This window comes from Rheinheimera mangrovi (assembly GCF_003990335.1).
GTDB classification, from domain to species: domain Bacteria; phylum Pseudomonadota; class Gammaproteobacteria; order Enterobacterales; family Alteromonadaceae; genus Pararheinheimera; species Pararheinheimera mangrovi.
In genome coordinates this window covers 4,258,538-4,283,019 of sequence record NZ_CP034683.1, presented here as the reverse complement: position 1 = coordinate 4,283,019, position 24,482 = coordinate 4,258,538, and the positions used below count along the sequence as shown (strand labels likewise).

At 48.9% G+C, this 24,482-nt stretch carries 21 protein-coding genes; 12 read left to right on the top strand and 9 right to left on the bottom strand.

Annotated elements, in window-relative coordinates; all coding sequences use genetic code 11:
* Positions 1–116: 116 nt before the first annotated feature.
* Positions 117–479 carry a MerR family transcriptional regulator gene (locus EK374_RS19210; RefSeq protein ID WP_127026138.1) on the bottom strand — a complete coding sequence of 121 codons (363 nt, stop codon included), beginning with the start codon at positions 477–479 and terminating at the stop codon, positions 117–119.
* A 299-nt stretch (positions 480–778) separates the two neighbouring features.
* Here EK374_RS19210 and EK374_RS19205 point away from each other — a divergent pair, with 299 nt between their 5' ends.
* On the top strand, positions 779–2,002 hold the full coding sequence (locus tag EK374_RS19205) for an NADH:flavin oxidoreductase/NADH oxidase family protein (protein WP_127026137.1): 1,224 nt from the start codon (positions 779–781) through the stop codon (positions 2,000–2,002).
* A 56-nt stretch (positions 2,003–2,058) separates the two neighbouring features.
* Here EK374_RS19205 and EK374_RS19200 read toward each other — a convergent pair whose 3' ends face one another.
* Positions 2,059–2,364 (bottom strand): nucleotidyltransferase family protein, encoded by a 306-nt coding sequence (locus tag EK374_RS19200; RefSeq protein WP_407691848.1) that lies wholly within the window; start codon positions 2,362–2,364, stop codon positions 2,059–2,061.
* Between the two features lie 105 nt (positions 2,365–2,469).
* The gene (locus EK374_RS19195) at positions 2,470–3,381 is read right to left on the bottom strand and encodes a LysR family transcriptional regulator (RefSeq protein ID WP_127026136.1); all 912 of its coding nucleotides are present in this window, start codon (positions 3,379–3,381) and stop codon (positions 2,470–2,472) included.
* Positions 3,382–3,532: 151 nt separating this feature from the next.
* On the opposite strand from EK374_RS19195, the gene EK374_RS19190 reads away from it, so the two are divergent.
* The 4 genes from EK374_RS19190 to EK374_RS19175 all read left to right on the top strand — a co-directional run bounded on the left by EK374_RS19190 (position 3,533) and on the right by EK374_RS19175 (position 8,083).
* On the top strand, positions 3,533–5,584 hold the full coding sequence (locus EK374_RS19190; protein WP_127026135.1) for a TonB-dependent receptor domain-containing protein: 2,052 nt from the start codon (positions 3,533–3,535) through the stop codon (positions 5,582–5,584).
* Between the two features lie 98 nt (positions 5,585–5,682).
* Complete coding sequence (locus EK374_RS19185; RefSeq protein WP_127026134.1) at positions 5,683–6,000, top strand: hypothetical protein; 318 nt, start codon at positions 5,683–5,685, stop codon at positions 5,998–6,000.
* The gene (locus EK374_RS19180) at positions 5,997–7,730 is read left to right on the top strand and encodes a PepSY-associated TM helix domain-containing protein (RefSeq protein WP_127026133.1); all 1,734 of its coding nucleotides are present in this window, start codon (positions 5,997–5,999) and stop codon (positions 7,728–7,730) included. Before EK374_RS19185 ends, EK374_RS19180 begins: the two co-directional genes overlap by 4 nt.
* Positions 7,730–8,083 carry a DUF3325 domain-containing protein gene (locus tag EK374_RS19175; RefSeq protein ID WP_127026132.1) on the top strand — a complete coding sequence of 118 codons (354 nt, stop codon included), beginning with the start codon at positions 7,730–7,732 and terminating at the stop codon, positions 8,081–8,083. Before EK374_RS19180 ends, EK374_RS19175 begins: the two co-directional genes overlap by 1 nt.
* Positions 8,084–8,151: 68 nt before the next feature.
* On the opposite strand, the gene EK374_RS19170 is transcribed toward EK374_RS19175, so the two are convergent.
* Both EK374_RS19170 and EK374_RS19165 read right to left on the bottom strand, forming a co-directional pair.
* Positions 8,152–9,144, bottom strand: a complete 993-nt coding sequence (locus tag EK374_RS19170; protein ID WP_127026131.1) for a branched-chain amino acid aminotransferase — start codon at positions 9,142–9,144, stop codon at positions 8,152–8,154.
* Positions 9,145–9,460: 316 nt separating this feature from the next.
* Positions 9,461–9,940 carry a hypothetical protein gene (locus EK374_RS19165; protein WP_127026130.1) on the bottom strand — a complete coding sequence of 160 codons (480 nt, stop codon included), beginning with the start codon at positions 9,938–9,940 and terminating at the stop codon, positions 9,461–9,463.
* A gap of 438 nt (positions 9,941–10,378) precedes the next feature.
* On the opposite strand from EK374_RS19165, the gene nirB reads away from it, so the two are divergent.
* The 4 genes from nirB (at position 10,379) to EK374_RS19145 (ending at position 15,536) form a co-directional block, all read left to right on the top strand.
* On the top strand, positions 10,379–12,940 hold the full coding sequence (gene nirB / locus EK374_RS19160) for a nitrite reductase large subunit NirB (RefSeq protein ID WP_127026129.1): 2,562 nt from the start codon (positions 10,379–10,381) through the stop codon (positions 12,938–12,940).
* Position 12,941: 1 nt separating this feature from the next.
* Positions 12,942–13,301: a nitrite reductase small subunit NirD gene (nirD, locus tag EK374_RS19155; protein ID WP_127026128.1), complete on the top strand. Its 360-nt coding sequence runs from the start codon at positions 12,942–12,944 to the stop codon at positions 13,299–13,301.
* Between the two features lie 66 nt (positions 13,302–13,367).
* Complete coding sequence (gene cobA, locus EK374_RS19150) at positions 13,368–14,246, top strand: uroporphyrinogen-III C-methyltransferase (RefSeq protein ID WP_127026127.1); 879 nt, start codon at positions 13,368–13,370, stop codon at positions 14,244–14,246.
* An 87-nt stretch (positions 14,247–14,333) separates the two neighbouring features.
* Positions 14,334–15,536 (top strand): alginate export family protein, encoded by a 1,203-nt coding sequence (locus EK374_RS19145; RefSeq protein WP_127026126.1) that lies wholly within the window; start codon positions 14,334–14,336, stop codon positions 15,534–15,536.
* Positions 15,537–15,564: 28 nt separating this feature from the next.
* On the opposite strand, the gene EK374_RS19140 is transcribed toward EK374_RS19145, so the two are convergent.
* Positions 15,565–17,277: a bifunctional protein-serine/threonine kinase/phosphatase gene (locus tag EK374_RS19140; protein ID WP_127026125.1), complete on the bottom strand. Its 1,713-nt coding sequence runs from the start codon at positions 17,275–17,277 to the stop codon at positions 15,565–15,567.
* Between the two features lie 2 nt (positions 17,278–17,279).
* Positions 17,280–18,134: a formate/nitrite transporter family protein gene (locus tag EK374_RS19135; protein WP_127026124.1), complete on the bottom strand. Its 855-nt coding sequence runs from the start codon at positions 18,132–18,134 to the stop codon at positions 17,280–17,282.
* Between the two features lie 419 nt (positions 18,135–18,553).
* Here EK374_RS19135 and EK374_RS19130 point away from each other — a divergent pair, with 419 nt between their 5' ends.
* The gene (locus EK374_RS19130) at positions 18,554–19,834 is read left to right on the top strand and encodes a nitrate regulatory protein (protein WP_127026123.1); all 1,281 of its coding nucleotides are present in this window, start codon (positions 18,554–18,556) and stop codon (positions 19,832–19,834) included.
* A 2-nt stretch (positions 19,835–19,836) separates the two neighbouring features.
* On the opposite strand, the gene EK374_RS19125 is transcribed toward EK374_RS19130, so the two are convergent.
* On the bottom strand, positions 19,837–20,712 hold the full coding sequence (locus EK374_RS19125; protein WP_127026122.1) for a substrate-binding periplasmic protein: 876 nt from the start codon (positions 20,710–20,712) through the stop codon (positions 19,837–19,839).
* A 137-nt stretch (positions 20,713–20,849) separates the two neighbouring features.
* Between EK374_RS19125 and EK374_RS19120 the strand changes: the two genes are divergently transcribed.
* The gene (locus EK374_RS19120; protein ID WP_127026121.1) at positions 20,850–21,188 is read left to right on the top strand and encodes an FKBP-type peptidyl-prolyl cis-trans isomerase; all 339 of its coding nucleotides are present in this window, start codon (positions 20,850–20,852) and stop codon (positions 21,186–21,188) included.
* 156 nt (positions 21,189–21,344) lie between these two features.
* Positions 21,345–23,480, top strand: a complete 2,136-nt coding sequence (locus EK374_RS19115; RefSeq protein ID WP_127026120.1) for a TonB-dependent siderophore receptor — start codon at positions 21,345–21,347, stop codon at positions 23,478–23,480.
* Between the two features lie 61 nt (positions 23,481–23,541).
* On the opposite strand, the gene EK374_RS19110 is transcribed toward EK374_RS19115, so the two are convergent.
* Positions 23,542–24,477, bottom strand: coding sequence for a M14 family metallopeptidase (locus EK374_RS19110; protein WP_206099244.1), 936 nt, complete (start codon positions 24,475–24,477; stop codon positions 23,542–23,544).
* Positions 24,478–24,482 lie beyond the last annotated feature (5 nt).

Here is a 24,482-nt window from a genome sequence, read left to right as displayed (position 1 = left end):
TTAGATACCTTGAGGTATCAATATGAAACCTCAAGGTATCAATGTCAAGTTTTTTTGATACCGAAAGGTTACAAATTGTGTGGTAAGAAAAGAACGTAAATGAAGGGATGCAGTTTTTATGTGGTTGCAGTGCTTAACTGCCCAACCAATTCCTGGATCTGATGTCTTTGCTGCTGTAACTCCTGCATCTGCAGGTCTATTTCTGTCAGCTTTTGTTGCAGCAGAGGCAATAGTAACTGGCAGTCGACCGGATGTTGGTCGCCGCTGTGATTATGGCGTTGTACTGAACGGATTTGCTTTAGGCTAAAGCCCATTTGCTGAGCTTTTAAGATCACTTCCAGCCGGTTTTTGCTGTCTTCGCTGTAATAACGGTAACCGCTGTTTTCCCGTAGCGGACTGATCACCCCTTGTTGTTCCAGAAAGCGTAGTTTTGATTCCGATACATTGAGTAGTTTGGCAAGTTGACCAATACGATACATGTTGTTCTTCCTACGGCAGAAAAATATTGCTGGATACTGGCCGGATTTTGGCACGGTAAAGCTTGACTCTCAACCTAGGTTGAAGCTTTACACTTGCGTTGTACTTGAAGTCAGGCGGCCTTTATTGACATCGGATTGGGATTCGAGACGGGCGGGTGCAAGACCCGCCCCTACAGTCAGCACCAGATTGAAACGGGGGCGTAGGGGCTTGTCCCTGCCCATCCATCGATACCGCAGTGTCGTTATATCGGGCGAAATTGCCATAAAGGTTAAAAAAATTAATACCAAGAGGTGTAACTATGTTGTTTGAAGCCACAACCCTGCCCAATGGCGTATTGCTGAAAAATCGGCTGGTAAAAGCCGCTATGGAAGAGAATATGGCCGCTGCCGGGCAAAATCCGTCGGCGCAGTTGATTGAGTTGTATCGGCACTGGGCTTTGGGTGGCACAGGCTTATTGATTTCCGGCAATGTGATGATCAGCCGCAAAGCGTTAACAGGACCAGGTGGTGTGGTACTGGATGCCAAATCGGATTTAACTTTGTTCCAAAGCTGGGCAGAAGCTGGCCAACAAAACGGCACTAAGCTGATTTTGCAGCTGAATCATCCTGGACGACAAATGCCAGCGAATTTGGGCCAACAGGCGATAGCGCCTTCGGCTGTGGCTTTAGATTTAGGCCAGTTCTCAAAGATGTTTGCCAGCCCCAGAGCTATGACGCTGGATGATATAGCCGATTTTAAACAACAGTTTTTGTCGAGTAGCCAACTGGCGTTGCAGGCAGGTTTTACCGGAGTGCAAATTCATGCGGCTCATGGTTATTTGCTTAGCCAGTTTTTATCACCGCTGGTGAATCAGCGTCAGGATCAGTACGGTGGCCCTTTAGAAAACCGTGCCCGTTTATTGCTGGAGCTGGTCACTTTATTGCGTAATGAATTGCCCGCCAATTTTATTATCAGCCTGAAGCTAAACTCAGCTGACTTTCAGCGTGGCGGTTTTTCCACAGAGGATGCGCGTCAGGTGTTGTTATGGCTCAACCCGCTGATGCTGGATTTTGTCGAGTTATCAGGCGGTAGCTACGAAGCTCCGGCTATGCAAGGCGATAGTCGTGATGGCTCGACGCTAGGGCGTGAGGCCTACTTTTTAGACTTTGCCAAAGAACTGCAGCAGTCTGCGCAAATGCCGTTGATGGTGACTGGCGGTATTCAAAGGTTAGAGGTGGCAGAGCAGGTGCTGCAAACTGGGGTTGCTTTAGTAGGCATAGCTACAGCTTTGGCTTTGGCGCCGGATTTACCAAATCGCTGGCAGCAAGGCGAAGCAGTAAGCCCGGTTTTACCTGCCTTTAGTTTTGCCAAAAAACCTCTGCAATCACTGGCAAAAATGGCTTATACAAGACTGATGTTACGCCGCTTAGGCCAGGCTTTGCCATTTTGGTCTATCCGCCGTTGGCCTCTGGCAATGCTGGTGCTGGATCAATTGCGGCTGGCCCGTCTAAGCCGTCGTTATAAAAAGCAGATGGGGTTGTGATAAGCGACTGTGCAGCTAATGTTTTTCAGCTTCTGACAAAGTCTTGATGAATCAGCTTATATCAGCCTAGCCTTCGCCAACACTGCAGATCTGAATTTTTCTGGTAAAGCATTGGGTGTCAGAACATCGACCTGAACTTTCAGCAGTTTCAGCAGTTTGTGGCGGATAGCACCGATGTCCAGCATGGTCATTTCTGGTGTTGGGTCGACCAGCAGATCCAAATCGCTTTGTTCTGTGTCTGTACCTTGCAACACAGAACCAAAGACCCGGACATTGCGGGCGTGGTGCGCCGCTACAACCTGACGGATCTCTTCACGGTATGTTGCTAAGGCAACTGAAGGTTTTATACCTTTGTTTTCCATATCAAACTTTCCTGAAAGAGTTCTCTGCCGAAGTTGTGCAGATTTTAGCCTTGTGAGCAATAACATACAACCCGGCGATTGGGAGCGTTGTTATTCCGCCTTTCCTCAACTCGCCGGAATAGCCCTGAGCTCTTTGCTCAGAATATCAATGGCGGCTTTTACTTTGGCGGGTTGCGAGTTTCTGCTGCTGGTGATGGCACAGATATCAATGCTTGGTAGTTGCCAATCGGGTAAGAGTTGCACCAGGCTGCCATCGCGCAGATAGTCCTGAATTTCCAGCTCTGGCAAGATGGCAAAACCTAAGCCGTCATACACCAGCTTGACCAGGGTTTGCATATTGTTCAGCCGCATTTTGACCGGGGCAGCTAAAGTGCTGGGACCGGCAGGGTGTTGCAATACCAGATGGCCAGCTTTGCTATTGGTGTGAACCAGCCAGTCCATATTGCTCATATCTGTGGGTTGTTGTGGTAAACGCCCGGCGCGAAAGCCTTGTTCTGCCAGATAAGCCGGGGACGCCGCCAGAATCATCTTCATGCACACCAACTGCCGCACTATCAGGTTGGAGTCGGGCAGTGGGCCAACTTGTACACTTAATGCCAAATCGATGCGGTTGGCTATTAAATCCAGTTCGTCATCTGTGACAAATAATCTGATACTTAGCTGCTCATGTGATTTCAACAGTTGTTTCAACGGCTGACTTAACAAACCACAGCTGCCAAATCCTGCAGGCACCGAAATACGCAATTCCCCCTGAGGTTGTTCACGCAATTCACTTAACTGCTGTTCTGTGTGTTGCCACAAACTGATGCTTTGTTTGCAGTTTTGGTAATACAGCTGGCCTGCTTCGGTCAGGGTAATTTGTCTGGTGTTGCGGTGCAGCAGGCTAATGCTAAGTTGTTGTTCCAGCTTTTGAATTTGTTGCGTGACTGCAGAACTGCTTAAATCTAACAAACGGGCTGCTGCCGCCATTGAGCCGGATTCTGCCACTGCCACAAAGACTCTCATACTACGGATCATTGTGTCCACAATTCAGTTTCTCTTAATTCTGTATTCAGCGCCGGACGCTGTTTCGAAGTCCATCAGGCCTGTATTATTGAGTTATTGATAATGATTTGCAATTAGAAACATTGTGAATTAGTCCAGCCCCACGTCAAGGAAACTACAGATCATGTTTGTTCGTCGCCGTACCTGCCTGAGTTTAGCTATTGCCTCTGTGTTCACTGCCACTGCCGTTTATGCTGATGACGATGCTGTGAATCCTATTGAAGTAATAGTAGTCACAGCCTCAGGGTATGAACAAAATCTGCTGGAAGCGCCAGCTACCATTTCTGTGATTAGTGCAGAAGAACTGAAGAAAAAATCGTACACCGATGTCACTGATGCGCTGAAACATGTAGCTGGTGTACAGATCATGGGCGGCGGTGTGGAGCAGTCTATTATGCTGCGTGGTATGTCGTCCGACTACACCTTGTTTCTGATCGATGGCAAACCAGCACAAAGCAACGAGGCTTTTGGTCTGAACGGTACTCAGGCAGGCACTCCTATTCACTTTTTACCTCCTATTGAAGCCATAGAGCGGATTGAAGTCATTCGTGGCCCGGCTTCGTCTTTGTATGGCTCCGACGCTATGGGTGGTGTGATTAATATCATCACCAAAAAAGTGCACAACGAATTTAACGGCAGTATCACCTCTGAATACAGCAGGGCCGACAGTTCGAATAAGGTTAATGAAGACGGTAATCAAACCAGCCTGTATCTGAATGCACCTCTGATTAAAGATGTGTTGTCGTTACAGCTGACGGGAGCTGTGCAAAACCAGCAGGAAAGTTTGTTTTTGGGTGGTGACGACAGCGCAGCCTCAGACCCGGATTACAGCAAAAAGAATGTCGGCTCTAAACTGGGCTGGCAGCTGGATAAAGATAATGTGCTGACTTTAGGCCACAGTTACACCGAACAAGAGCGAAGCGCTACGCCAGGCAAAAGTATTGCGGTGGACAGCGAAGCTAGCTACAACAAGTCGATTAAAAACAATTACTTTGTGACGCACGATGGCAGCTACGGCAGCCTGCTGCTGAAAAGTTATCTGAATTACGACAGCACAAAAAACCCAACTCGGGTCAATGAAACTACAGGCAACGGCATCAGTTTTGATGTACTGACCGTCAACAGCCAGGCCAGTTATTTTATGGATCACCACAGCCTGTCTGCTGGCGTCAGTTACGAAAATGAAAGCCTGGAAGATGGCGCTAGCAATGGCTTACGTCCACCAGTGGTGCCGGATGCCAATGCTGTGGTGAAGATGGATCGTTACCAGTATTCGCTGTATCTGGAAGATCAGTGGCAGGCGCTGGACAATCTGACGTTTACCTTCAGTGGTCGTTACGATGATAACGAAAAGTTTGGCAGTGAAATCAGCCCTAAAGCTTATGCGGTGTACAACCTGAATGATGAGTTTGTGCTCAAAGGTGGGGTTACCTCTGGCTTTAAAGCGCCCAGCCTGCGTCAGAGTGCGACAGATTTTGGTTCAACCTCCAGAGGCGGCGTGATTATAGGTAACCCGGATTTAATGCCTGAAACCAGTCTGAACTATGAGATTGGTCTGGGGTATCACAATGCTGAGCAGGAATTAAGCGGGTCTTTAACCGCCTATCAAACCAACTACAACGACAAAATCAACAGAACAGGCCGAGTCTGCCTGCAGAATGAAGAGTGTTATTACAAGGGCACTTATTACCCTGCACATCAGTTTGGTTACACCGCCTATGAAAATGTCGACAAGGCCGAACTGCGTGGTGTTGAAATGACGCTGGATTATCAGCTGCTGGACAACCTGAGTTACAGGCAGAGCTACACCTACACGGCGACAGAACAAAAGTCAGGCACTTATGCCGGTGAGCCGCTCAATGACGTGGCCCGTCATATGTTTAATGCGTCGTTAGACTGGCAGGCGATGGACAAGTTAAACCTGTGGGTGCAAACCAACTTTCGCAGCAAAACCACAGGCCGCTGGCAAACCGGCACCAGTGGCTCGGCCAGCAATGGGGTGCAATACCCAGCTTATGCCTTTACCGATCTGGGGCTGATGTATAAGCCTCAGGAACAGTTAAGCCTGAAAGCCGGTATTTATAACCTGGGTAATAAAGAGGTGACGTCTGAAGAGAACTTCGCCTACATACTGGATGGCCGCAAGCTGGTGCTATCTTTTACCTACAATTTCTAAATAAAAGCTGAATAAAAACAAGGCTCTGCAGCTCCTTTTGGACTGCAGAGCTTTTGCCGTTCTGCGGCAGGGGTGTGGATGACAAGAGGATGTCCGACATGAATAAACTACTACAAACTTTCGCTGCGACTGAGCTGGCGCGTTATCGCTGGACTGTGCTCTGGCGGGTTTTTCTGGCCAGTGCCGGCGGTTTTCTGATCGCCAATCTGACAGCGCCAGTGCTGGCCTCATTGGCTGACGAGCAGCGGGCTTTACTGACTCACGGCGCCACTGTGTTCAGTTTTCTGGTCTGGTTAACTGTGATTATGGCGGTGTTTTCTTTGTCTAAAACCCGGCATGCAACACTACTGGTGCTGGGGGCTGTGCTGCTGATGTCTGCTGTGGTGCTGTTGGCGTCAGGAGGTTCGCAGCGATGAAAGCAAGTTTTCGGCAGTCTATGACCTGGTTACATACCTGGACTGGTTTGGTGGTGGGCTGGGTGCTGTTTTTTGTGTTTGTGACAGGCACTGCCAGTTACGCCACACAGGAAATTACCCGCTGGATGCAACCCGAACGGCCTATGGCCCCGGTGCTGGTGCCTGATGCTGCGACTCAGTTTGACATGGGGTATCAGCAACTGCGCAGTTTGCCGCAAAGCCAGCAGGCACAAAGCTGGACTGTGACCCTGGCCAGTGATGCCCGCAACAGCAGTGCTTTAAGTGCCAGCTGGACTGCAGCGCCAGAACCTGGCGAGCGCCGCGGCCGCACTGAAACTTTGTATCTGGATACCAGCAGCGGTCAGCCAATAGAGCTTGCAGAGCCAGTGCGGGAAACGGCGGGCGGCCGGGCTTTGTTACGTATGCATTATGCCTTGCACTATATTCCGGCGGACACCGCTATTCTGCTGGTTGGGCTCTGCACTATGTTGATGCTGGTGGCTATAGTCACTGGCGTGGTAGCCCACAAAAAGATGATTCAAGACTTTTTTACCTACCGTCAGCAGAAGGGCCTGCGCTCCTGGCTGGATGCGCACAACCTGATCAGCCTGTCGGCTTTGCCCTTTTATTTAATGATTACCTACAGCGGACTGCTGTTTTTCCTCTACTCCTATATGCCACTGGCAGTGCCTTTGACTTATGGTTTTGCACCTGATGATCGTCAGGCCTATTACTCGGAGCTGGTCAGCCAAACCGGTAGCAACAGAATAGTTGGGATGGGCGGTGGTGGCCCACGTCAGGCTCAGTCGGAGCAAGCGGGTCGCTCTGGTCGGGAAGGGCGTTCTGCACGTCCTTTGTCGCTTGGTCAACAAGCAGAGCAGTTTGCCGATTTCAGACCTTTGCTGGCGCAGACAGAAGCCTTGTGGGGTAAGGGACAAATCCGCTCGGTAACGCTGTTGCCAGCCACCAGAGGGCAAGTTGCGCAACTGCAAATTACGCCAGCTTACGCACAGACTATACGCCGTAGCCGTGGTGCCGGTACTCTGAGTTTTAATGCGCTGACAGGACAAGCTATTACCGCAGCTCCGGCTGATATTGCTGCAGTTGAGGTCTTTGGCAGTTCCATGTTGGGTTTGCATGAAGGTTTGTTTGCAGACTCCTGGTTACGCTGGTTGTACTTGGTATCAGGCTTATTAGGTTGCGGCATGATTGCGACTGGCCTGGTGCTCTGGACAGTGAAACGTCGGCCTAAGCTAGCGAAAACCGGTGAGTACGAAGCTGGGCATCAACTGGTAGAAAAACTCAATGTCGCCACTATTGCCGGTTTGAGCTTTGGTCTGGCTGCCTATTTCTGGGCGAACAGGTTGATCCCTGCCGATCTGGCCGGACGACAGCAATGGGAAATTCATTCGCTGTTTTTGGCCTGGGGCGCGCTGGCGCTTTACTGCTTTAGCCGACCTGTCTTTATCGCCTGGCGTGATTGCCTGAGTCTGGCCGCTGCTGCATTTTTACTTTTGCCGCTGCTGAATGCCCTGACCACTGAACGTCATCTGGGGCAGACCTTAGGGCAGCAGGACTGGGCGCTGGCCAGTGTGGATCTGGTGTTTATTCTGCTGGGCCTGATGCTGGGCTGGGCGGCGGTGAAAGTGCAGCGCAAACTGGGCCAGACAAAACGCAACACAGCGACACGAAACAGAGCTGCCACTGTGGCATCGGCGGAGGTGCTGTAATGGACTTGCTGTTGTTGTTTGGTGTTCTGGCGTCCGGTTACGCGGCTATGGCAGCTTTAGGACTGTCGATGGATAAACATTTTGAACAGGTGTTTGGCACAGAGCCTAAAGCTTTTGAGCTGAGGGTACTGCAAAGCGCAGGCTGGTTGTATTTGTTGCTGGCTTTGTGGCTTTGTATTCAGGGCTGGCAGTTGGCTATTGGTTTTGTGGTCTGGTTTGGCACTTTAACCCTGATGCAGGGCAGCTTTGCTTTACTGCTGGCCTATCAGCAGCGACTGACCTCAGTGCTGTTATGGGCTGCAGTGCCACTGGCAACCTTGAGTGCGGTGTTGTTGTGGAGTAGTAAGGGCTAGTCACTTATTAATGTTAAGAAAAAGCAGGCCTTAAGCCTGCTTTCTTATGAGTTGAACTCAGCGAAACATTAAATCTTCGTCAACCAGCCGTGCTTATCTTCGGCTTTGCCCCACTGAATATCGTTCAGGGTTTGGCGTAATTTGGCAGTAGTGCTGCCTGGTTCGCCGTTGCCTACTTTGTATTCTTTGCCCTGGTGGATCAAGGTGCCAACTGGTGCTAATACAGCAGCAGTGCCTGATAAAGCCGCTTCTGTGCCTGGTTTAGCGGCGCGCTCTAACAGTTCTTCAACTGTCAGTTCACGCTCTGACACTTTCATGCCTAAGTCACGGGCCAGTGTCAGAATAGTGTCGCGGGTAATACCGTGCAGGAACGAGGCGTCCAGTGCTTTGGTGATAATTTCGTCGCCATCGATTAACAGGAAGTTGGCTGCGCCAGTTTCCTGAACGTCACCGTTCGGGCAAAACAGCACCTGATCGGCCTGATACTTGGCTTTGGCTTGCATAGTTGGGTGCAAGGCGCTGGCGTAGTTACCACCGCTTTTGATCATACCCATATGAGGCGCGCAGCGGGCATTGTCTTCCATCAGCAAACGTAAACCGCGGCTGCCACCGGCAAAATAATCGCCAACCGGAGATAACAGTACATAAAGTAAAGACGTCAGAGTTGGTGTTGCTGCTTTACCAATAGCAGGTTCAGTGCCGATATGAGTTGGACGGATATACATAGAACCAGGAGGTGTTGGCACGTCGGCGGCATAATGGCGCACCACGTCGACAATCATCTGGCTCAGCAGAGCTGCGTCAAAAGTAGGCAAAGACAACAATTCAGAGCTTTGTTGCATACGGGCAACGTTTTTATCCATGCGGAAAATAACCACAGAACCGTCTTCATGGCGGAATGCCTTTAAGCCTTCAAAACAAGTGCTGGCGTAATGCAACACGTGAGCGCCCGGATGCAGACTGATGCTGTCGGACGGAACTATTGCGGACTGACCCCAAGCTGTACCATCGAAACGGGCCATTGCCATTTCAGGCATAAATACACTACCAAAAGCTGCCATTTTTCTCTTTCCTGCTGATGTTCTAAGGCCATGATTGATGGCCTGATTAAAATAGGGTGCGCTTTGTTATATGGGTTGGGGCTTTATAGCGGCTGCCAGCTTGGTGCTGCGCCACGGCCTTGGTAAATGAAAAACATAACCCTGAGAATTATTAACGCTTGGCTATTGTACTCAGGCTTGCTGTTTTCGGCATCAACTAATTGCCTATTGTCGTACCCGCGTCGTCGGCATGATAGCTTTACAGCGGTAGCTCAACAGCGTGGAAAAGGCAGTTTGTCAGCGTTGTATATCACTCAGAATTCAGCTGTGGGTTTGCCTATTCGTTAACGATTTCAATCTGAGGTGCATGCTGGCGGAAAAAATGTCGTACTTGTTGCAGCTCATCCAGCTGAAATATCCACTGATGCCCTTGATTCCAGGCCAGTTGTAAAAAAGCTGGCCCCTGAATATCCATGCGACCAATCACAACTTTGCGGACTGTATCAGGAAGCTGGTAGTCGCCTATCCAAATCGTGTTATTTTCCACTTTAAGCTCATTCATCAGACTGCCCAGCTCTTCTTTGGGGGCGCCTTTAGCTTGCAAGACAAGTATTGTTATATACAACGCAGTGTAGATCCCCACCACTAAGCTCAATACACTGCCTTGTGCATTGTAGTTGTACAGCATTAAGCTCATGCATATTAAATTGCCCAGCATCAGCCACAGCTTTCCATTTCTGCTTAAGTTTTTCCAGCCGCGTTTTAGCGATGAGCGTGATGGAGTTTGATTTCTCCAAAGGATTTGGGGCTTTTGCATTATTCTTCCTTGAAACATTCAGTTTTCGCTGTGATTTTTACTAAGTATCAGATTTGTAAACCTATTTAACTCATTTATTAACCTTTATGCAATAAGATTTTCTTTATGTTCTGTCAAACTCAAATTTCTGCTGATGCCTCAATCCGGTGCCGTTTTGCACCAATTCAACGCAAGCTTTTGATAATTGCTTGAGCATAAATTAACCATTACCCAATAAAATCAGCAAGTTAATAAACTGGCATTCTTTGTGCTTTTACATAGTCAGCAACACCAGCGCAGACTGGTGCTGACACAATTTGAATTGAGGTGCAAAGCTTAGCTCTGCACGGGCAACGAGGCCCAGGTTCTGACCATTTTTTAAGTGGTTCAGGCCTGGGCTTTTTTTATGGGCAAAATTTGGTGGCTGAGCCAGTCGCCAAAGGCCTTAAGGACATAAAAATGCAGCAGACCAAACAAATTCTGGTGATCGGCAACGGTATGGTGGGGCATCATTTTGTTGATCAATTACGAGCCAAAGACCCATTGGCACAAATTATTGTGCTTTGTGGTGAAGCTCAGCTGGCGTACGACAGGGTGCATTTATCCGGCTATTTCAGCGGCACCAGCGCAGAGCAGCTGGCGCTGACGACAGAACAAGCCTATCAGGCTGCCAATATTCAATACCGCTTAAATTGTTGGGTAGAAGAGATTAACCGCGAAAAGCAGTTGGTCGTCACCCGTCAGGGCGAGCAGTTTTATTACGACCAGTTGGTGCTGGCGACAGGCTCTTACGCTTTTGTACCGCCTATTCCGGGCAATGACCAACCGCATTGTCTGGTGTACCGCACTTTGCAGGATTTAGACGCGATAGCGCAAAGTGCAGCAGTCAGCAAAGTGGGTGTGGTGATAGGCGGTGGTTTGCTTGGGCTGGAAGCGGCCAATGCGCTGAAACAACTGGGTTTACAGACTCATGTGGTGGAGTTTGCACCTCAACTGATGGCGGTACAGCTGGATCAAAATGGCGGCCAGATGCTGAGCCAAAAAATTATCGAACTGGGTGTGCAGGTGCATACAGGCAAAGCCACGCAAGCCATAGTGGCTGGCACTGAATGCCGTTATCAGCTGCAGTTTGCTGATGGCGAAAGTTTAGAGACTGACTTAGTGTTGTTTTCCGCTGGCATCCGGCCTTATGACCAGTTGGCACGCAGCTGCGGTTTAGCTGTAGGCGACCGGGGTGGCATTGTGGTGAACGATCAGTGCCAGACCTCTGATCCACATATTTATGCCATAGGTGAATGTGCCTTGTGGCAGCAAAAGATTTTTGGTCTGGTGGCGCCCGGTTATCAGATGGCGCGTGTGGTGGTCAGTCAACTGACTGGTGGCGAGCAATGCTTTAGCGGCGCTGATATGAGCACTAAACTGAAACTGCTGGGTGTGGAAGTGGGTTCTATTGGCGATGCCCATGCCAGAACGCCCGGTGCTTTAAGTTATGTCTTTACCGACCCAAGGGCTCAGGTCTACAAAAAAATGGTGGTAAGCAAAGACGGCAAACGCCTGCTGGGTGCTGTGCTGGTCGGTGATACCAGTAACTACGACAGTCTGCTGCAATACGCCTTAAACGATATGCTGCTGCCAAAACAGCCGGAACAACTGATTTTACCTGCAGCATCCGGCGCGCCTTTGGCGGCTTTAACTTTACCCAACAGCGCCACCATTTGTTCCTGCCATAACGTGGCCAAGGGCGACATAGTGGCGGCTATGGACAGTGGCTGCTGCGATTTAGCCAGTATCAAAAGCTGCACTAAGGCCAGCACAGGCTGTGGTGGTTGCACGGCTTTGCTCAAATCCGTGGTGGATGATGAACTGAAAAGCCGTGGTGTGGAGGTGAAAAACCACCTCTGCGAACACTTTGCCTATTCCCGTCAGGAGTTGCTGCATTTAGTTCAGGTCGGCGGTATTAAAACCTTTGCCGAGCTGTTAAGCCGCCATGGTCAGGGCTTGGGCTGCGATATTTGTAAGCCGACTGTGGCTTCCATCCTGGCGTCGAGCTGGAACGATTATGTGCTGAAAAAAACTCATGTCGGTTTACAGGACACCAACGATACCTTTCTCGCCAATATGCAAAAAGACGGCTCATATTCAGTGGTGCCGCGTATTGCTGGTGGTGAAATTACCGCAGAAAAACTGTTGGTTATAGGTCAAGTGGCGTTGGATTTTAACCTCTACACCAAAATTACCGGTGGTCAGCGGATCGACTTATTTGGCGCCCGTTTAGAGCAATTGCCTGCCATTTGGCGACGTTTGGTCGATGCGGGTTTTGAAACTGGCCAGGCTTATGGCAAGTCGCTGCGCACCGTGAAGTCTTGTGTCGGCAGTACCTGGTGTCGTTATGGCGTACAGGACAGTGTCGGTCAGGCCATTGCCATTGAAAACCGCTACAAAGGTTTAAGGGCGCCCCACAAAATCAAAATGGCAGTGTCGGGTTGTACCCGCGAATGTGCTGAGGCGCAAAGCAAAGACATTGGCATTATTGCCACCGAAAACGGCTGGAATTTGTATGTCTGCGGTAACGGCGGCATGAGGCCACGCCACGCCGACTTATTTGCCACCGACCTCGATACTGAAACCTTAATCCGCTACATAGACCGCATTCTGATGTTGTATATCCGCACCGCCGATCGTTTGCAGCGTACTTCAGTCTGGATGGAAAAGCTCGATGGTGGCCTGGATTATCTGCGTAAAGTCATTATCGACGACGAGCTGGGGATAGCCGCAGAGCTGGAAAACCAGATGGCTGCCTTAGTCAATACCTATGCCTGTGAATGGAAAACCACGCTGGACGACCCACAAGCGCTGAAACGTTTCCGTCAGTTTGTAAACAGCCCGGATGCAGATGAAAACATCGTTTTTGTCGAAGAACGTTCGCAAATCCGCCCTGCTACGGCTGAAGAAAAGCGCCAGTGGCAACAACAAATTCCGATTAAAGAGCTGCCTGTAGCCGCTTTAGCAGAGGAGAACTAACATGGCCTGGACTGATATTTGTGCTTTTGAAGATTTAGTCGAAAACAGCGGTATTTGCGCTTTGGTTGATGGCCAGCAAGTGGCGGTGTTTTTGCTGGAGCTGCAAGGCGAGCCGCAGATTTATGCGGTAGGTAATTACGACCCTATTGGCGGCGCTAATGTGCTGTCGAGAGGGATTGTAGGCTCTTTAGGTGAGCAAATCGTAGTGGCATCGCCTTTGTATAAACAGCACTTTGACCTGACCACTGGCCGGTGTGTAGAGCAACCTGAAGTGCAGATCCCTGTGTACGAGGTGAAACTGGAACAGGGTAGGGTATGGCTGAATGCAGTCAATCAAGCCCAAGCGGCGTCAGCGGCCTGATCGCAAGATGCAGCAAATGCAGTGATGACGGCAAAGGACAAGGGCAGACTAGCAAGGGGTATCAAGATGAGCGTAATCAGTAATTTACTTCGTGCACCACTGGCAGGAAGCTGGTTTTCCGGCTGGAACTGGAAAGCTGAAGTGGCTGAAACAGAGCAGAACAAGCCAAAAGTTAAAGGTCAGGTGGTGCTGATAGGTGCTGGGCCTGGTGATCCTGAACTGCTTACCGTTAAAGCTCAGCGTTTATTACAACAAGCTGATGTGCTGCTGTTTGACAGTTTAGTGTCGGCTGAGCTGCTGGCTATAGCGCCACGGCGCTGCAAAAAAGTCTTTGTGGGTAAAAGAGCCGGCCGTCATGCCATGCCACAAATCGAGATTAACCAGTTGTTGGTGCAATACGGCCAACAAGGTGGTTTAGTGGTGAGGTTAAAAGGTGGTGACCCGGCGATTTTTGGCCGGGTGTCAGAAGAAGCCGCTGCTTTGCAACAGGCTGGTATCGCCTTTGCGATAGTGCCGGGCGTGACCAGTGCCTGCGCTGCTTCGGCTTATTGTGGTATTCCGTTGACTGCCCGGGGTTGTGCCACTGCTGTGCAGTTTTTAACAGCGCAGTTTGCTGATCCGCAGAAACAGCCAGACTGGTCTGGTTATCACTACAGAGCCAATGCTTCTAATCCAACGCTGGTGGTATATATGGGACTGAACCGCTTGCAGCAATTAAGTGCCGGTTTAGTCTCTGTTGGCTGGCCGGATGATACGCCTATAGCGCTGCTGGATCAGGTCAGTACAGCCCAGCAAACCCAGTTGCAGGGCACTTTGGCTGATATCAATGATCGTCTTGCTGCTTCTCCACTGAATGGCCCAACCCTGATTGTGGTGGGCGAGGTGCTGAAGCAGCGGATGAAAGTAGATTTAAGCCTGTTGCAACAGGTCACTGTAACCAGTTAACCCTTTAGTAAAAACCCATTTGTTTTGCTTTCTGGCTGCTTTAAAGCGCCAGCCGGCGAAGCTTTGCCAAAAATAGAAGGAATCCTTATGCGCTGTTACTCTTTACCCGCTTTGGCTGTAATGGCCGCTTGTACTTCAGTTTGTGCTGCTGATGTTGCTTCCACCGCTTTAGCTGCCCCTGAACTGAAAATGTTATTCCGTTACCGGCTGGAAGCAGTGGACCAGGATGGCCTTGCCGAAAATGCTTTAGCCAGTACCTTGTTATCGCGTTTTAGCCTGACACAAAAATTCGGCCATGGCTGGTCGGCTGGTGGTGAGTTTGATTACGTGGCGGCTTTAGGGGATAAAAATTACAACGACAGTATCAATGGCAAAACAGCTTATCCAGTGGTAGCAGACCCTGCTGGTGCTGATTTAAATCAGGCTTTTGTGCAGTATCAAAGCGGTGAGCAGACACTAAAAATTGGCCGGCAGCGTATTAACTTAGCCAATGAACGTTTTGTCGGTGGCGTAGGCTGGCGTCAAAACGAACAGACCTTTGATGCAGTGCGTTATCAGGCCAGTGTATCTGCTGAACTCAAACTGGATTACAGCTACAGCAGTAAAGTGAACCGGGTGTTTGGCAGCAAAAGCCCACAAGGCGACTGGAGTTCGGATTTACATCTGCTGGATGTACGTTACCAACCGAATAGCAACCATCAGCTTGGTGCTTTTGTTTACCAGATGGAATTTGAAGATGCACCTTTAGTGTCCAATCAAACGCTGGGGCTGGACTATCAATACAGTCAGGCGTTATCCCAAAGCAGCCGTTATAGCCTCTATGGCTCTTATGCCCGGCAGCAGGACGCTGGTGATAACCCAAATTCGTACGACGCCGATTACTGGACTGTAGAGGCCAACTTGTGGCTGGGAGCCTGGCAAAGCGGGGCAGGGATTGAAGTCTTAGGTGCTGATACGGGGTCTGGCACCAGCATTGGCTTTGCCACACCGCTGGCGACATTGCATAAGTTTCAAGGTTTTGCCGATAAGTTTCTGGCAACCCCGGCCAATGGCATTGAAGATAAATACCTCAAGCTGGGCTATAAACTGGAGCAGCTGGAGCTGATGGCTTTTTACCACTGGCTGGATGCGGCGCAGGGCGACGCTGACTATGGCAAAGAGCTGGACTTACAACTGAGTTATAACCTGAATGCTCAGCACGCGGTATTGCTGAAATTTGCCGATTATCAGGCCAAGTCGTTACACACAGACACCAGCAAATTCTGGTTGCAGTGGCTGGCTAAATACTGATGAATCACTGTGGATCTGGCCTGTTCGTTCAGGCCAGATCCCTTAACAGCCATAGAATAATCAAAGTTTGCAGTACGCACAGGCACTGCCAGAACCAAAGTGGATGCAGTTCAATCAGGCTCAGAGGTTTTTGAAATTCGGCATTGGGGTGGCGTAAGTCGTATAAAAACTCCGACAAAGCCTGGTAGCGTTTATTCGGGTCGGGTTGCAGTGCTTTTTCTAAGGTTAAATCCAGCCAGACCGGCAGCTCGCTGTCTTTGCTGAGTACCGACTGATAGCGCAATTTTTTCTGCGCTTTGATGCTTTTACCACGCGCCACATCAGCGCCATAAGGATAACGGCCGGACAGCAACTGGTAAGTTAAAACCGCTAGTGAATATAAATCCGACAGCTCTGTGCCTGCCAAACCTAAAAAGTACTCAGGTGCTGTGTACAAAGCTGTGCCGGGAATATCCCCTGCCACTTCGTCATCTGTTTGCAACCCTGCCAGTCGTGCAGCGCCAAAGTCGATAATTTTAACTATGCCCTGAGGGGTCATCATCAGGTTGTCGGGTCGGATATCCTGATGCAGAATTTCACTGCGGTGCAAAGCCTGCAGCCCTTTACCCAACTGTTCAATAATGTCGCGCACTTGTTCCAATGTGGGATTGGGGTGATCCAGTTGCCACTGTTTTAGCGTCTGGCCTTCGACATAATCAAACAAGGTATAAAGCGCAGTGCGAGGCCTGTTGCTGCTGGCCGGGCGCACTACATGATTGCTCTGTACTCTTTTGGCAATCCATTCTTCGCGCATCAGCCGCTCCAGATAATCCGGCTGTTCAGCTAAATCAATGGATGGAGCTTTGAGCACCAGAAACTGCTCTGTACTTGTATCCTGCACCAGATACACATGGCTGCGGCTACTTTGTTGTAGTGGCCTTATCACCTGCAAGCCGTCCAATGTATCGGCTGGTTGCAACAAAGGTGGTAAAGGTAATTGCTGATCCAGGCAAAGAGGTAAATGGTTGTCTGCCGGCAACTGATCAATTCGTACCAATTGCAGCGTAATATTATCTTCGCTGCCTGCAGCTAACGCGGCTTCGGTCAGTTGCAAGGCCAGCAGGGATAAATCGGATTCTGTCTCAAGCAGATTGATCAGTTCAGTCTGAGATAAAGCCTCAAATAACCCGTCTGTTGCCAACAGAAACAGGTCACCCTGTTGCAAAGGCTGGCTATGATAATCCGCTTCCAGCGCTGCTCCTGCGCCAAGTGCCTGACTTAAAAAGCTGCTGCTGCCTCGCCAGACTCTATGATCCCGCGTCAGTTGTTCCAGTTGCTGATTACGCAGCAAGTAAATCCGGCTGTCACCCACATGCAGCAAATGAGCATGGCGTTGTTTTAGTATTAAGGCACTAAAAGTGCAGACATAACCTTTGTCCGGATCGGATGCAAAAGGGCCATTGCGGCTTTGGGCATACAACCAGTTATGGCTGGCTTTAAGTACTTGCAAGGCGGCATGAGGTACAGACCAGGCATCGCTGGTGCAGTAATAATCATCCAGAAAACTTTTCACTGCTGTTTCACTGGCGATCTGACTGACAGTGCTGGTGCTGATGCCATCGGCCACCGCCAACACTATGCCTTTACTGCTTAATTCCGGCTCTTTTGGCAGATAAGCGCCAAAGCTGTCCTGATTTAAAGCTTTACGGCCAGCAGTGGAGTGCTGGCCTATGGAGACTTGTAACGATGCTCCATGCCACATGATCAGGCTTTGGCCAGAGTAGCAACAGGGCTTTCTGCTGTTTTAGCGGTCAGGTTACGTTTTGGTGCCGTTTTATAGTGGGTGCTGTACAGGGTCAAACCGGTAAAGGCCAAACCACCCACCAGATTGCCTAATGCTGTTGGGATTTCGTTCCAGATCAGATAATCCATTACTGAGAAATCACCACCCATCATCATGGCAAAAGGAAACAGAAACATATTGACTACTGAGTGCTCAAAACCCATAAAGAAGAACAACATAATAGGCATCCACATTGCCATCACTTTGCCGCTGACATGAGTGGAAATCATAGCGCCCACCACACCCATAGACACCATCCAGTTACACAACATGCCACGCAGGAATATGGTCATCCAGCCGGCCACACCATGTTCGGCATAACCTAAAGTACGAGCTTCGCCTACGCCAGCCAGTTTTGTCCCCACAGGCCCGGCTTCGGTATGAAAACCCATAGTCAGCACAAAAGCCATCATGGCGGCGACTGTTAAAGCGCCAAGGAAGTTACCGGTAAATACCAAACCCCAGTTACGAAGTACGCCTTGCACTGTAACGCCTGGACGACGGTCGAGCAGGGCCAGCGGAGTTAATACAAAGACACCGGTCAGTAAGTCGAACCCCATCAGATACAGCATAATAAAACCGACAGGGAACAACATGGAACCTACTAAAAAGGAGCCGGTTTGCACAGCTACTGTCACTGCAAATACTGCAGCCAAAGCCAGAATAGCTCCTGCCATATAAGAGCGGATCAGCGTATCCCGGTTGGACATAAAAATTTTTGATTCGCCGGAGTCGACCATTTTGGTCACAAACTCGGCTGGAACTAAATAAGCCATAGGTTCACCTTTTCCTGTTGTTGCTTTTTTAAATTCAGGAGTTGTTTTTTAAAAAACAAAAAAGGCGTCCGGATCATTCTGTTGCCAGAAGATCACGGGACGCCTTTGTCCTGAAATATGTTGGGAGGTGGTTATCACCTCTGCCGTTTTAACAGAGCAACTTTGATGCCAGCCAGCTGCTTTTTATTAATGTATTGATTTTACTTGGCTTTTACGAAGTTGTGCTAGTGCAAGAGTGACAGAGGGGTTCCATTGTTGTGCATTTTCTGCACCGTTACAGGGCAGTGCAGCTTTGTGCTCTGCAGAAAAAAGACGAACTAAGTCTGACAATCCAGCATTGGCGCGGCCTGTCAGCTGTCGCGGGCAGCGTGGAATAACCATTGCTAGAGTATGGGATTATCAGCACTACAGAGTGATCCATGAATTATTCGACAGCTCAGTTTTTGCTGGCCGCGAAACAGGCAGAAATAAAAGCCCTGCAGCAGCTTTCGGCTAACTGTTTGCTGGTTACCAGCGTCAGTGAACTGGTGCATCAGTTACAACGTGAGCGTGGTATCAGCAATATTTTTCTGGCATCAGACTGTGAAGTGTTTGTGATGCAGCGCCAGCAGCAATTATTGCAAAGTACTAAAGCAGAGCAACAATTGCGAACCCAACTGAATCAGCAGTATCTGCAGGCAACCGAACCTTGTAGCAGCAGCCGTTTATTGAGTGCTGTTTGTATGGCGTTGCAGGGCATGGACCATCTGGCTGAGTTACGCGAACAGGTAGGCAAACAGAAATTTACGCCGTTGCAATCAACAGAAGCATACAGCAGATTAATTACCGCCTGGTTGGCTGTAGTGCTGGAGTCGGCTGATTTAGCCTGTGACGCTGGTATTACCCGTTTTTTAGTGGCGTTATTTAACTTACTGCAATCCAAAGAATACGCTGGGCAGGAACGCGCATGGGGAGCTATGGGCTTAGCTTCGGGTCAGCTCACGACAGAGTTGGCCGAGCGTTTGTTATTGCTACAGCAAGCACAGCAACATAGTGCCGCTGTATTTTTGGAGTTTGCCACTGCATCACAGCAACAGCAGTGGCATCAGCTGGAACAAGCGACTGCGGCAAAACAACTGCAGCAATTAAGAACTATGATCCAACAACTGTCCGGTACTACAGCACCAGTGCCTGCGGTTAGTGATTTGTGGTATCAGTTTGCCACTGAACGTATGGATGAAATGCATCTGTTGCAGGCTGGATTAACTTCAGAGTTGCAGCAACTTACATCAGACACAGTAGCAGCGGCACAGCAGCAATTGCAGCAACATCAACTGAAGCTGACCGAACTGACAGAGTTGCCAGCCAGCCCAGGTTTAACCTTGCTGATTGATCCGGGTATGCTGGGGTTGTACGGTGCCTCTATTGTGCCTGCGGGACAGGTTGAACAAAATCTGCAGGTACCGAGCCGGTCCTTTTATCAGCTGTTGTCTGAGCAAGCTCAGCATATTCGCCAAATGCACACAGAGCTGACGGACGCCCGTCGTGCTATTAGCGAACAAAAGCTGATAGACCGCGCTAAGTTATTACTGATGCAGTATAAAAAACTGACTGAAGAGCAGGCTTATCGTCAGTTACAGCAAAGTGCGATGAAACAACAATGCCGTATTGCTGATGTGGCTACTGCTGTAGTGAAAGCTCTGGTACCGGCGAAAACTTAGTTTTAGTATCCCAGTTGCGGGTCAAACCACAGGGCTTTATTTTTTAGCGGTGTTTCGGCTGGTAAAATTGGATTGCTTAACTGAACCACTGTTCTGGTTTTTAAATCTGCCTGCTGTATGGCGCTGCTGAAATGTTGTAAAAACAACTGCTGCATACTGCCATCTTCAATGGCGCGCAATAGCCCAATTTCAATGGCGTTGGCCAGTTCGATATTGTCTTTTTGCACAAAAAAATACAAAGCAGCCGGATAATGCAATACCCACTTCGGCGCAACGGTTAGCGACATGCCTGTTTTTTGCTGCAATTCGGGCCAGATTTCTGTGACTGAGCGGGGGAAATAATCAATACGTTTGGCACTCAGCATCTTAAACATAGCGTCAAAATCACCACTGCCAAGTACCCGAAAATGATTGGCTTTTAAAATAGGGTAGTCTGGCCAATCGCTCCCTTGTACAGAAGGGCTGGTTCTCAATTGTTTTTCATCCAGTTGCTGAATTTTTTGTTCGTTATCGTTGTGAATTAGCAATAAACGCCAGCCAATTAATCCTCTGTCTATGGGCACCCGGATAGGCCTTAATTCCTTTTCGCGCTCTGGTGAGGTCATAGTCCAGACAACATCTAAGCCATTATTAGAACCCAACTGACGCAAAGTTCTGTGTTGGCTCATCACCTGACCACTGGGAACCAACTGATAATCAGCACCGGATTTTTCCACCGCCAGATGTAATAACGCGATCGGATAGCTGCCGCGGGCGTCCCCCAACATCGACATAGGCCATGAGTAGATCACTTGTTGCGGTTGTGCCTTACTGAAAATGGGCAGCAGCAAAAGAACAGACAGAAGCAGGATACAGAACCGGGCCGTCATCACAGACATATGATCCACTCCATGGCGTTGATTTAGAAACTATAGAACATTTCAGCTACAAGGTTAGGTTGTTGTCTTTGCATGATGTTATTTCGCCGCATATTTTTAGTTATACTCAGCGGCAAAAATTGACGGCGGGAGCAGTAATGACGGCTGAATTAAAAATTGAAGATCTGGTGTTGGGTGAGGGTAAGGCGGCTGAACGTGGTGCTTTAATTACCGCGCATTATCGCGGCTGGCTGGAAGATGGAACAGAGTTCGATTCGTCGCATAGGCGTGGCGAAGCTTTTCAGTGCATTTTGAGCAATAACAGAGTGATTCAGGGCTGGATTTTAGGCTTAAAAGGCATGCAGGTGGGGGGCAAACGTAAGTTATGGGTGCCAGCTCATTTAGCTTATGGTGAACGCCAGATTGGCACTATGATACCGCCACATTCTAATTTGATTTTTGAAATAGAACTGTTGGAAGTGCTGACCAGAGACTAGAGATTTCTTTGTGAAATACAGCTTTTTGTTATCAGTCGGTTATAAATTTGAAACCACTTACATCGCATAGGTTTTTCGCGCCGCTCTTTACCTTAATCTAGTTGATAACAATTCGTATTAGTGTATTATTCGCTCGATTTTATTGGGGGGGTAATCATGGCGTTACAACAGAAATTCAGCAAGCTGCCAGTGGTACTGGCAGTTCAATTGGCTTGTATGGTGGGGGCGGTTCAGGCCGCTGACGATAAAGCTGAAAAAGACATTGAAAAGATTTCGGTGAAAGGCCACTACACAGTGAATGAAAACATTGATACGGCTACTGGTTTAGGTTTGTCTTTATTTGAAACCCCTCAATCCGTAACTGTGATTACCTCACAACGTATTATCGACCAGGGTTTTAGCGGTATTAATGAGGTAATGAGTCAGGCTGTAGGTGTGTCGGCTAAACAGCTGGATTCTACTCGTAATGTGTTTAGCTCCCGTGGTTTCGATATTGATAAATACCAGATTGATGGTGTGCCTTTAGCTTGGTCTTTAGCTGGGGATTCAGGCGAAACCATCACTGACGTATCGATTTATGAACGTATTGAAGTGGTGCGTGGCGCCACAGGTTTACTAACTGGTGCTGGTGATCCTTCTGCTTCTATCAACCTGGTTCGTAAACATGCCAATTCCGCTGAACTGAAGGGCTATATCAATGCTGGTGTAGGTCGCTGGAATAACAGATTTGCTACTGCAGACGTATCGACTGGTTTAGACAATCAAGGCGATGTACGAGCGCGCTTTGTTGCCAAAAAAGAAGTGGGCGACAGCTTTATGGATATCCCTGAAGACGACAAAACGGTGCTTTATGGGGTAGTAGATGCTGATTTAACGAATCAAACTTCCATTAGTCTGGGGAGCAGCTATCAGGATAACGATCCTAAAGGTTCAACCTGGGGTGGTCTAACGCCCTGGTTTAGTGACGGCACTCCCACTAACTGGGATCGTTCGGTTTCGTCAGCGGCAGACTGGACCTACTGGGCTTCTACCAATGAGAACAGTTTTGCAAACCTGAACCATAACTTCACGAATGGCTGGCAAGCAAAAGTAAGTTTTAACCATACCAAAAATACTGCAGATGCCCAACTGATGTATTTGTCTGGCGCCGTCGACAAGGCGACAGGTGAAGGTTTAAATCCATGGGCGTACAAGAGCACAGGGTTTAGCAAGCAAGACAGTGTTGATTTGCAGTTAAAAGGCGATTATCAGCTGTTAAATCGTCAGCATGAATTTGTGCTAGGCTACCTGCACAGTGAGCAGGACGCTGAAACCAGCACTTTCGCAGTAGAATCAGCCTATCCGTCTACAGGCAGTTTTTATGACTGGGATGGCAGTTATCCTGAACCTGAGTTTGCAGATAGCAGCAGTGTAGCTGTTGATTTAGACACCAAACAGACCGGCTATTATGCCGCCACACGTTTGTCTTTAACTGATGATCTGAAATTGATTGCTGGCGGTCGTTTATCCGAGTGGAAACGTAATGGTTTTAGCTACGGAGTACCAGAAAACTATGGTGATGACAGTGTCTTTGTACCTTATGCTGGTTTGATGTACCAGTTGAGTGCAAACCACAATGCCTATATCAGTCAGACTGAAATTTTTAAACCACAAAATGCGCGTGTGGCGTCCGGCGAATTTATCGATCCTCTGGAAGGTACAAATACTGAATTGGGTTTAAAGAGCTCTTTTCTGAACGGTGCGGTGCAAACTGCTGTGGCCGTGTTCAAGGTGGAACAAGATAATCTGGCTCAGGATACTGGTACTACTTTCCCTCAGGTAGGAAATAACCTGCCAGAAACTATATATCGTGCTGCGCAGGGGGTGGAAAGCACCGGTTTTGAACTGGAAGTGATTGGCCAATTGACAGAGCAGTGGAATATTTCTGCTGGCTATTCACAGTTTAAAGCAGAAGATGCTGCTGGCATTGAAGTGAATACAGATCATCCGCGTAAAAAGCTGAATATTTTTACGACTTACGATTTTGCCAATTTCTTACAAGGTTTAGTCGTAGGTGGTGGTGTGAACTGGGAAGATTCACAATACAGCGGCTCAGGCGCTACCCGTTTAGATCAGGACTCCTACAGCCTGGTTAGTCTGATGGCTCGTTATGAAGTGACTGAACAGCTGTCTGTGCAGTTTAACGTCGATAACCTGTTTGACGAAACCTACTACAGCCAGATCGGTTTCTTCAATCAATATGCTTATGGCACGCCACGTAACTTCACTCTAGGCGCGACTTACTCGTTTTGATCTAATACCTGAATAAGTTGAAGACGAAAGGGTCAGAGTTAAAACTCTGACCCTTTGTTTATCAGGCTAAAGCGTAATCCACACCAGCACAAATCACAGCAACCTGAGCTGCATTGCATTGCTCTGGGCTTGATTTGGGGCTATCCGGATACACTTCGGTGGTTGTGACAAATCGGGCATCTGTCATACCGCCACACAGTCCCAGCGAACGTTTTGGGTAATTCACTACGCCAAACTGTGCCAGTTTTTCACCGATCAGGCAGCCGTTTTCATCGGCTTCGGCTATATGGGTGACCTTTTGCACCGCTTCGATAATAGCGCGTTGAAAGCCTGGTTCCGGCTTGTTGCTATCACCCACCAGATAAAAACCATCAGGAATATTCCAGTTGTGATTCACTGTGCCATCACGAGCGGCTTTAGCTGGGCGGAATTCGCTGTTATCAGAATCTGTCGTTTCGTGCAGGTCGATATGCACTAAGACTTCTCCACTGTGCTGACGGACAAAAGCCATAGCCTGCGTTGCTTCATCGGACTGGCTTTCTGCGCCAAAAGAACGGTTAGGGTCTACGGCTTTTGGGTTCCAGCGGTTGATGGTTTCATAGCCCCAGGGGCTGATACAAGGTAAAACCAGCAGGTTCACTTTGCCGCTGTAACGGCTGAATTCTTCTTTAATAAACTTAAGCGCACCTTGTACACCACTGGTTTCATAACCATGTACGCCACCAGTCACCAGCACTATAGGGTAACCTTCTTGCCAGTTTTTGCTGCGTACGGCAAAAAGCTCATAGACAGGCAAATTAAAAGCACTGTAATCCAGAGTGCCGTAATTCAGCAGTTCTGCGGTATCAGGTAAATACTGCTGAAGTGGTGTTACGACTTCGTCTTGATAGCTGCGTTTAATCTGTTGTTCACTCAGCCACTGCCGTTTTTCCGCATCGCCCCATGGCGTGCCTACAGTGCCTAAGTGATAAATAAAATCTTTCATTGGGCTGGTCATACCGC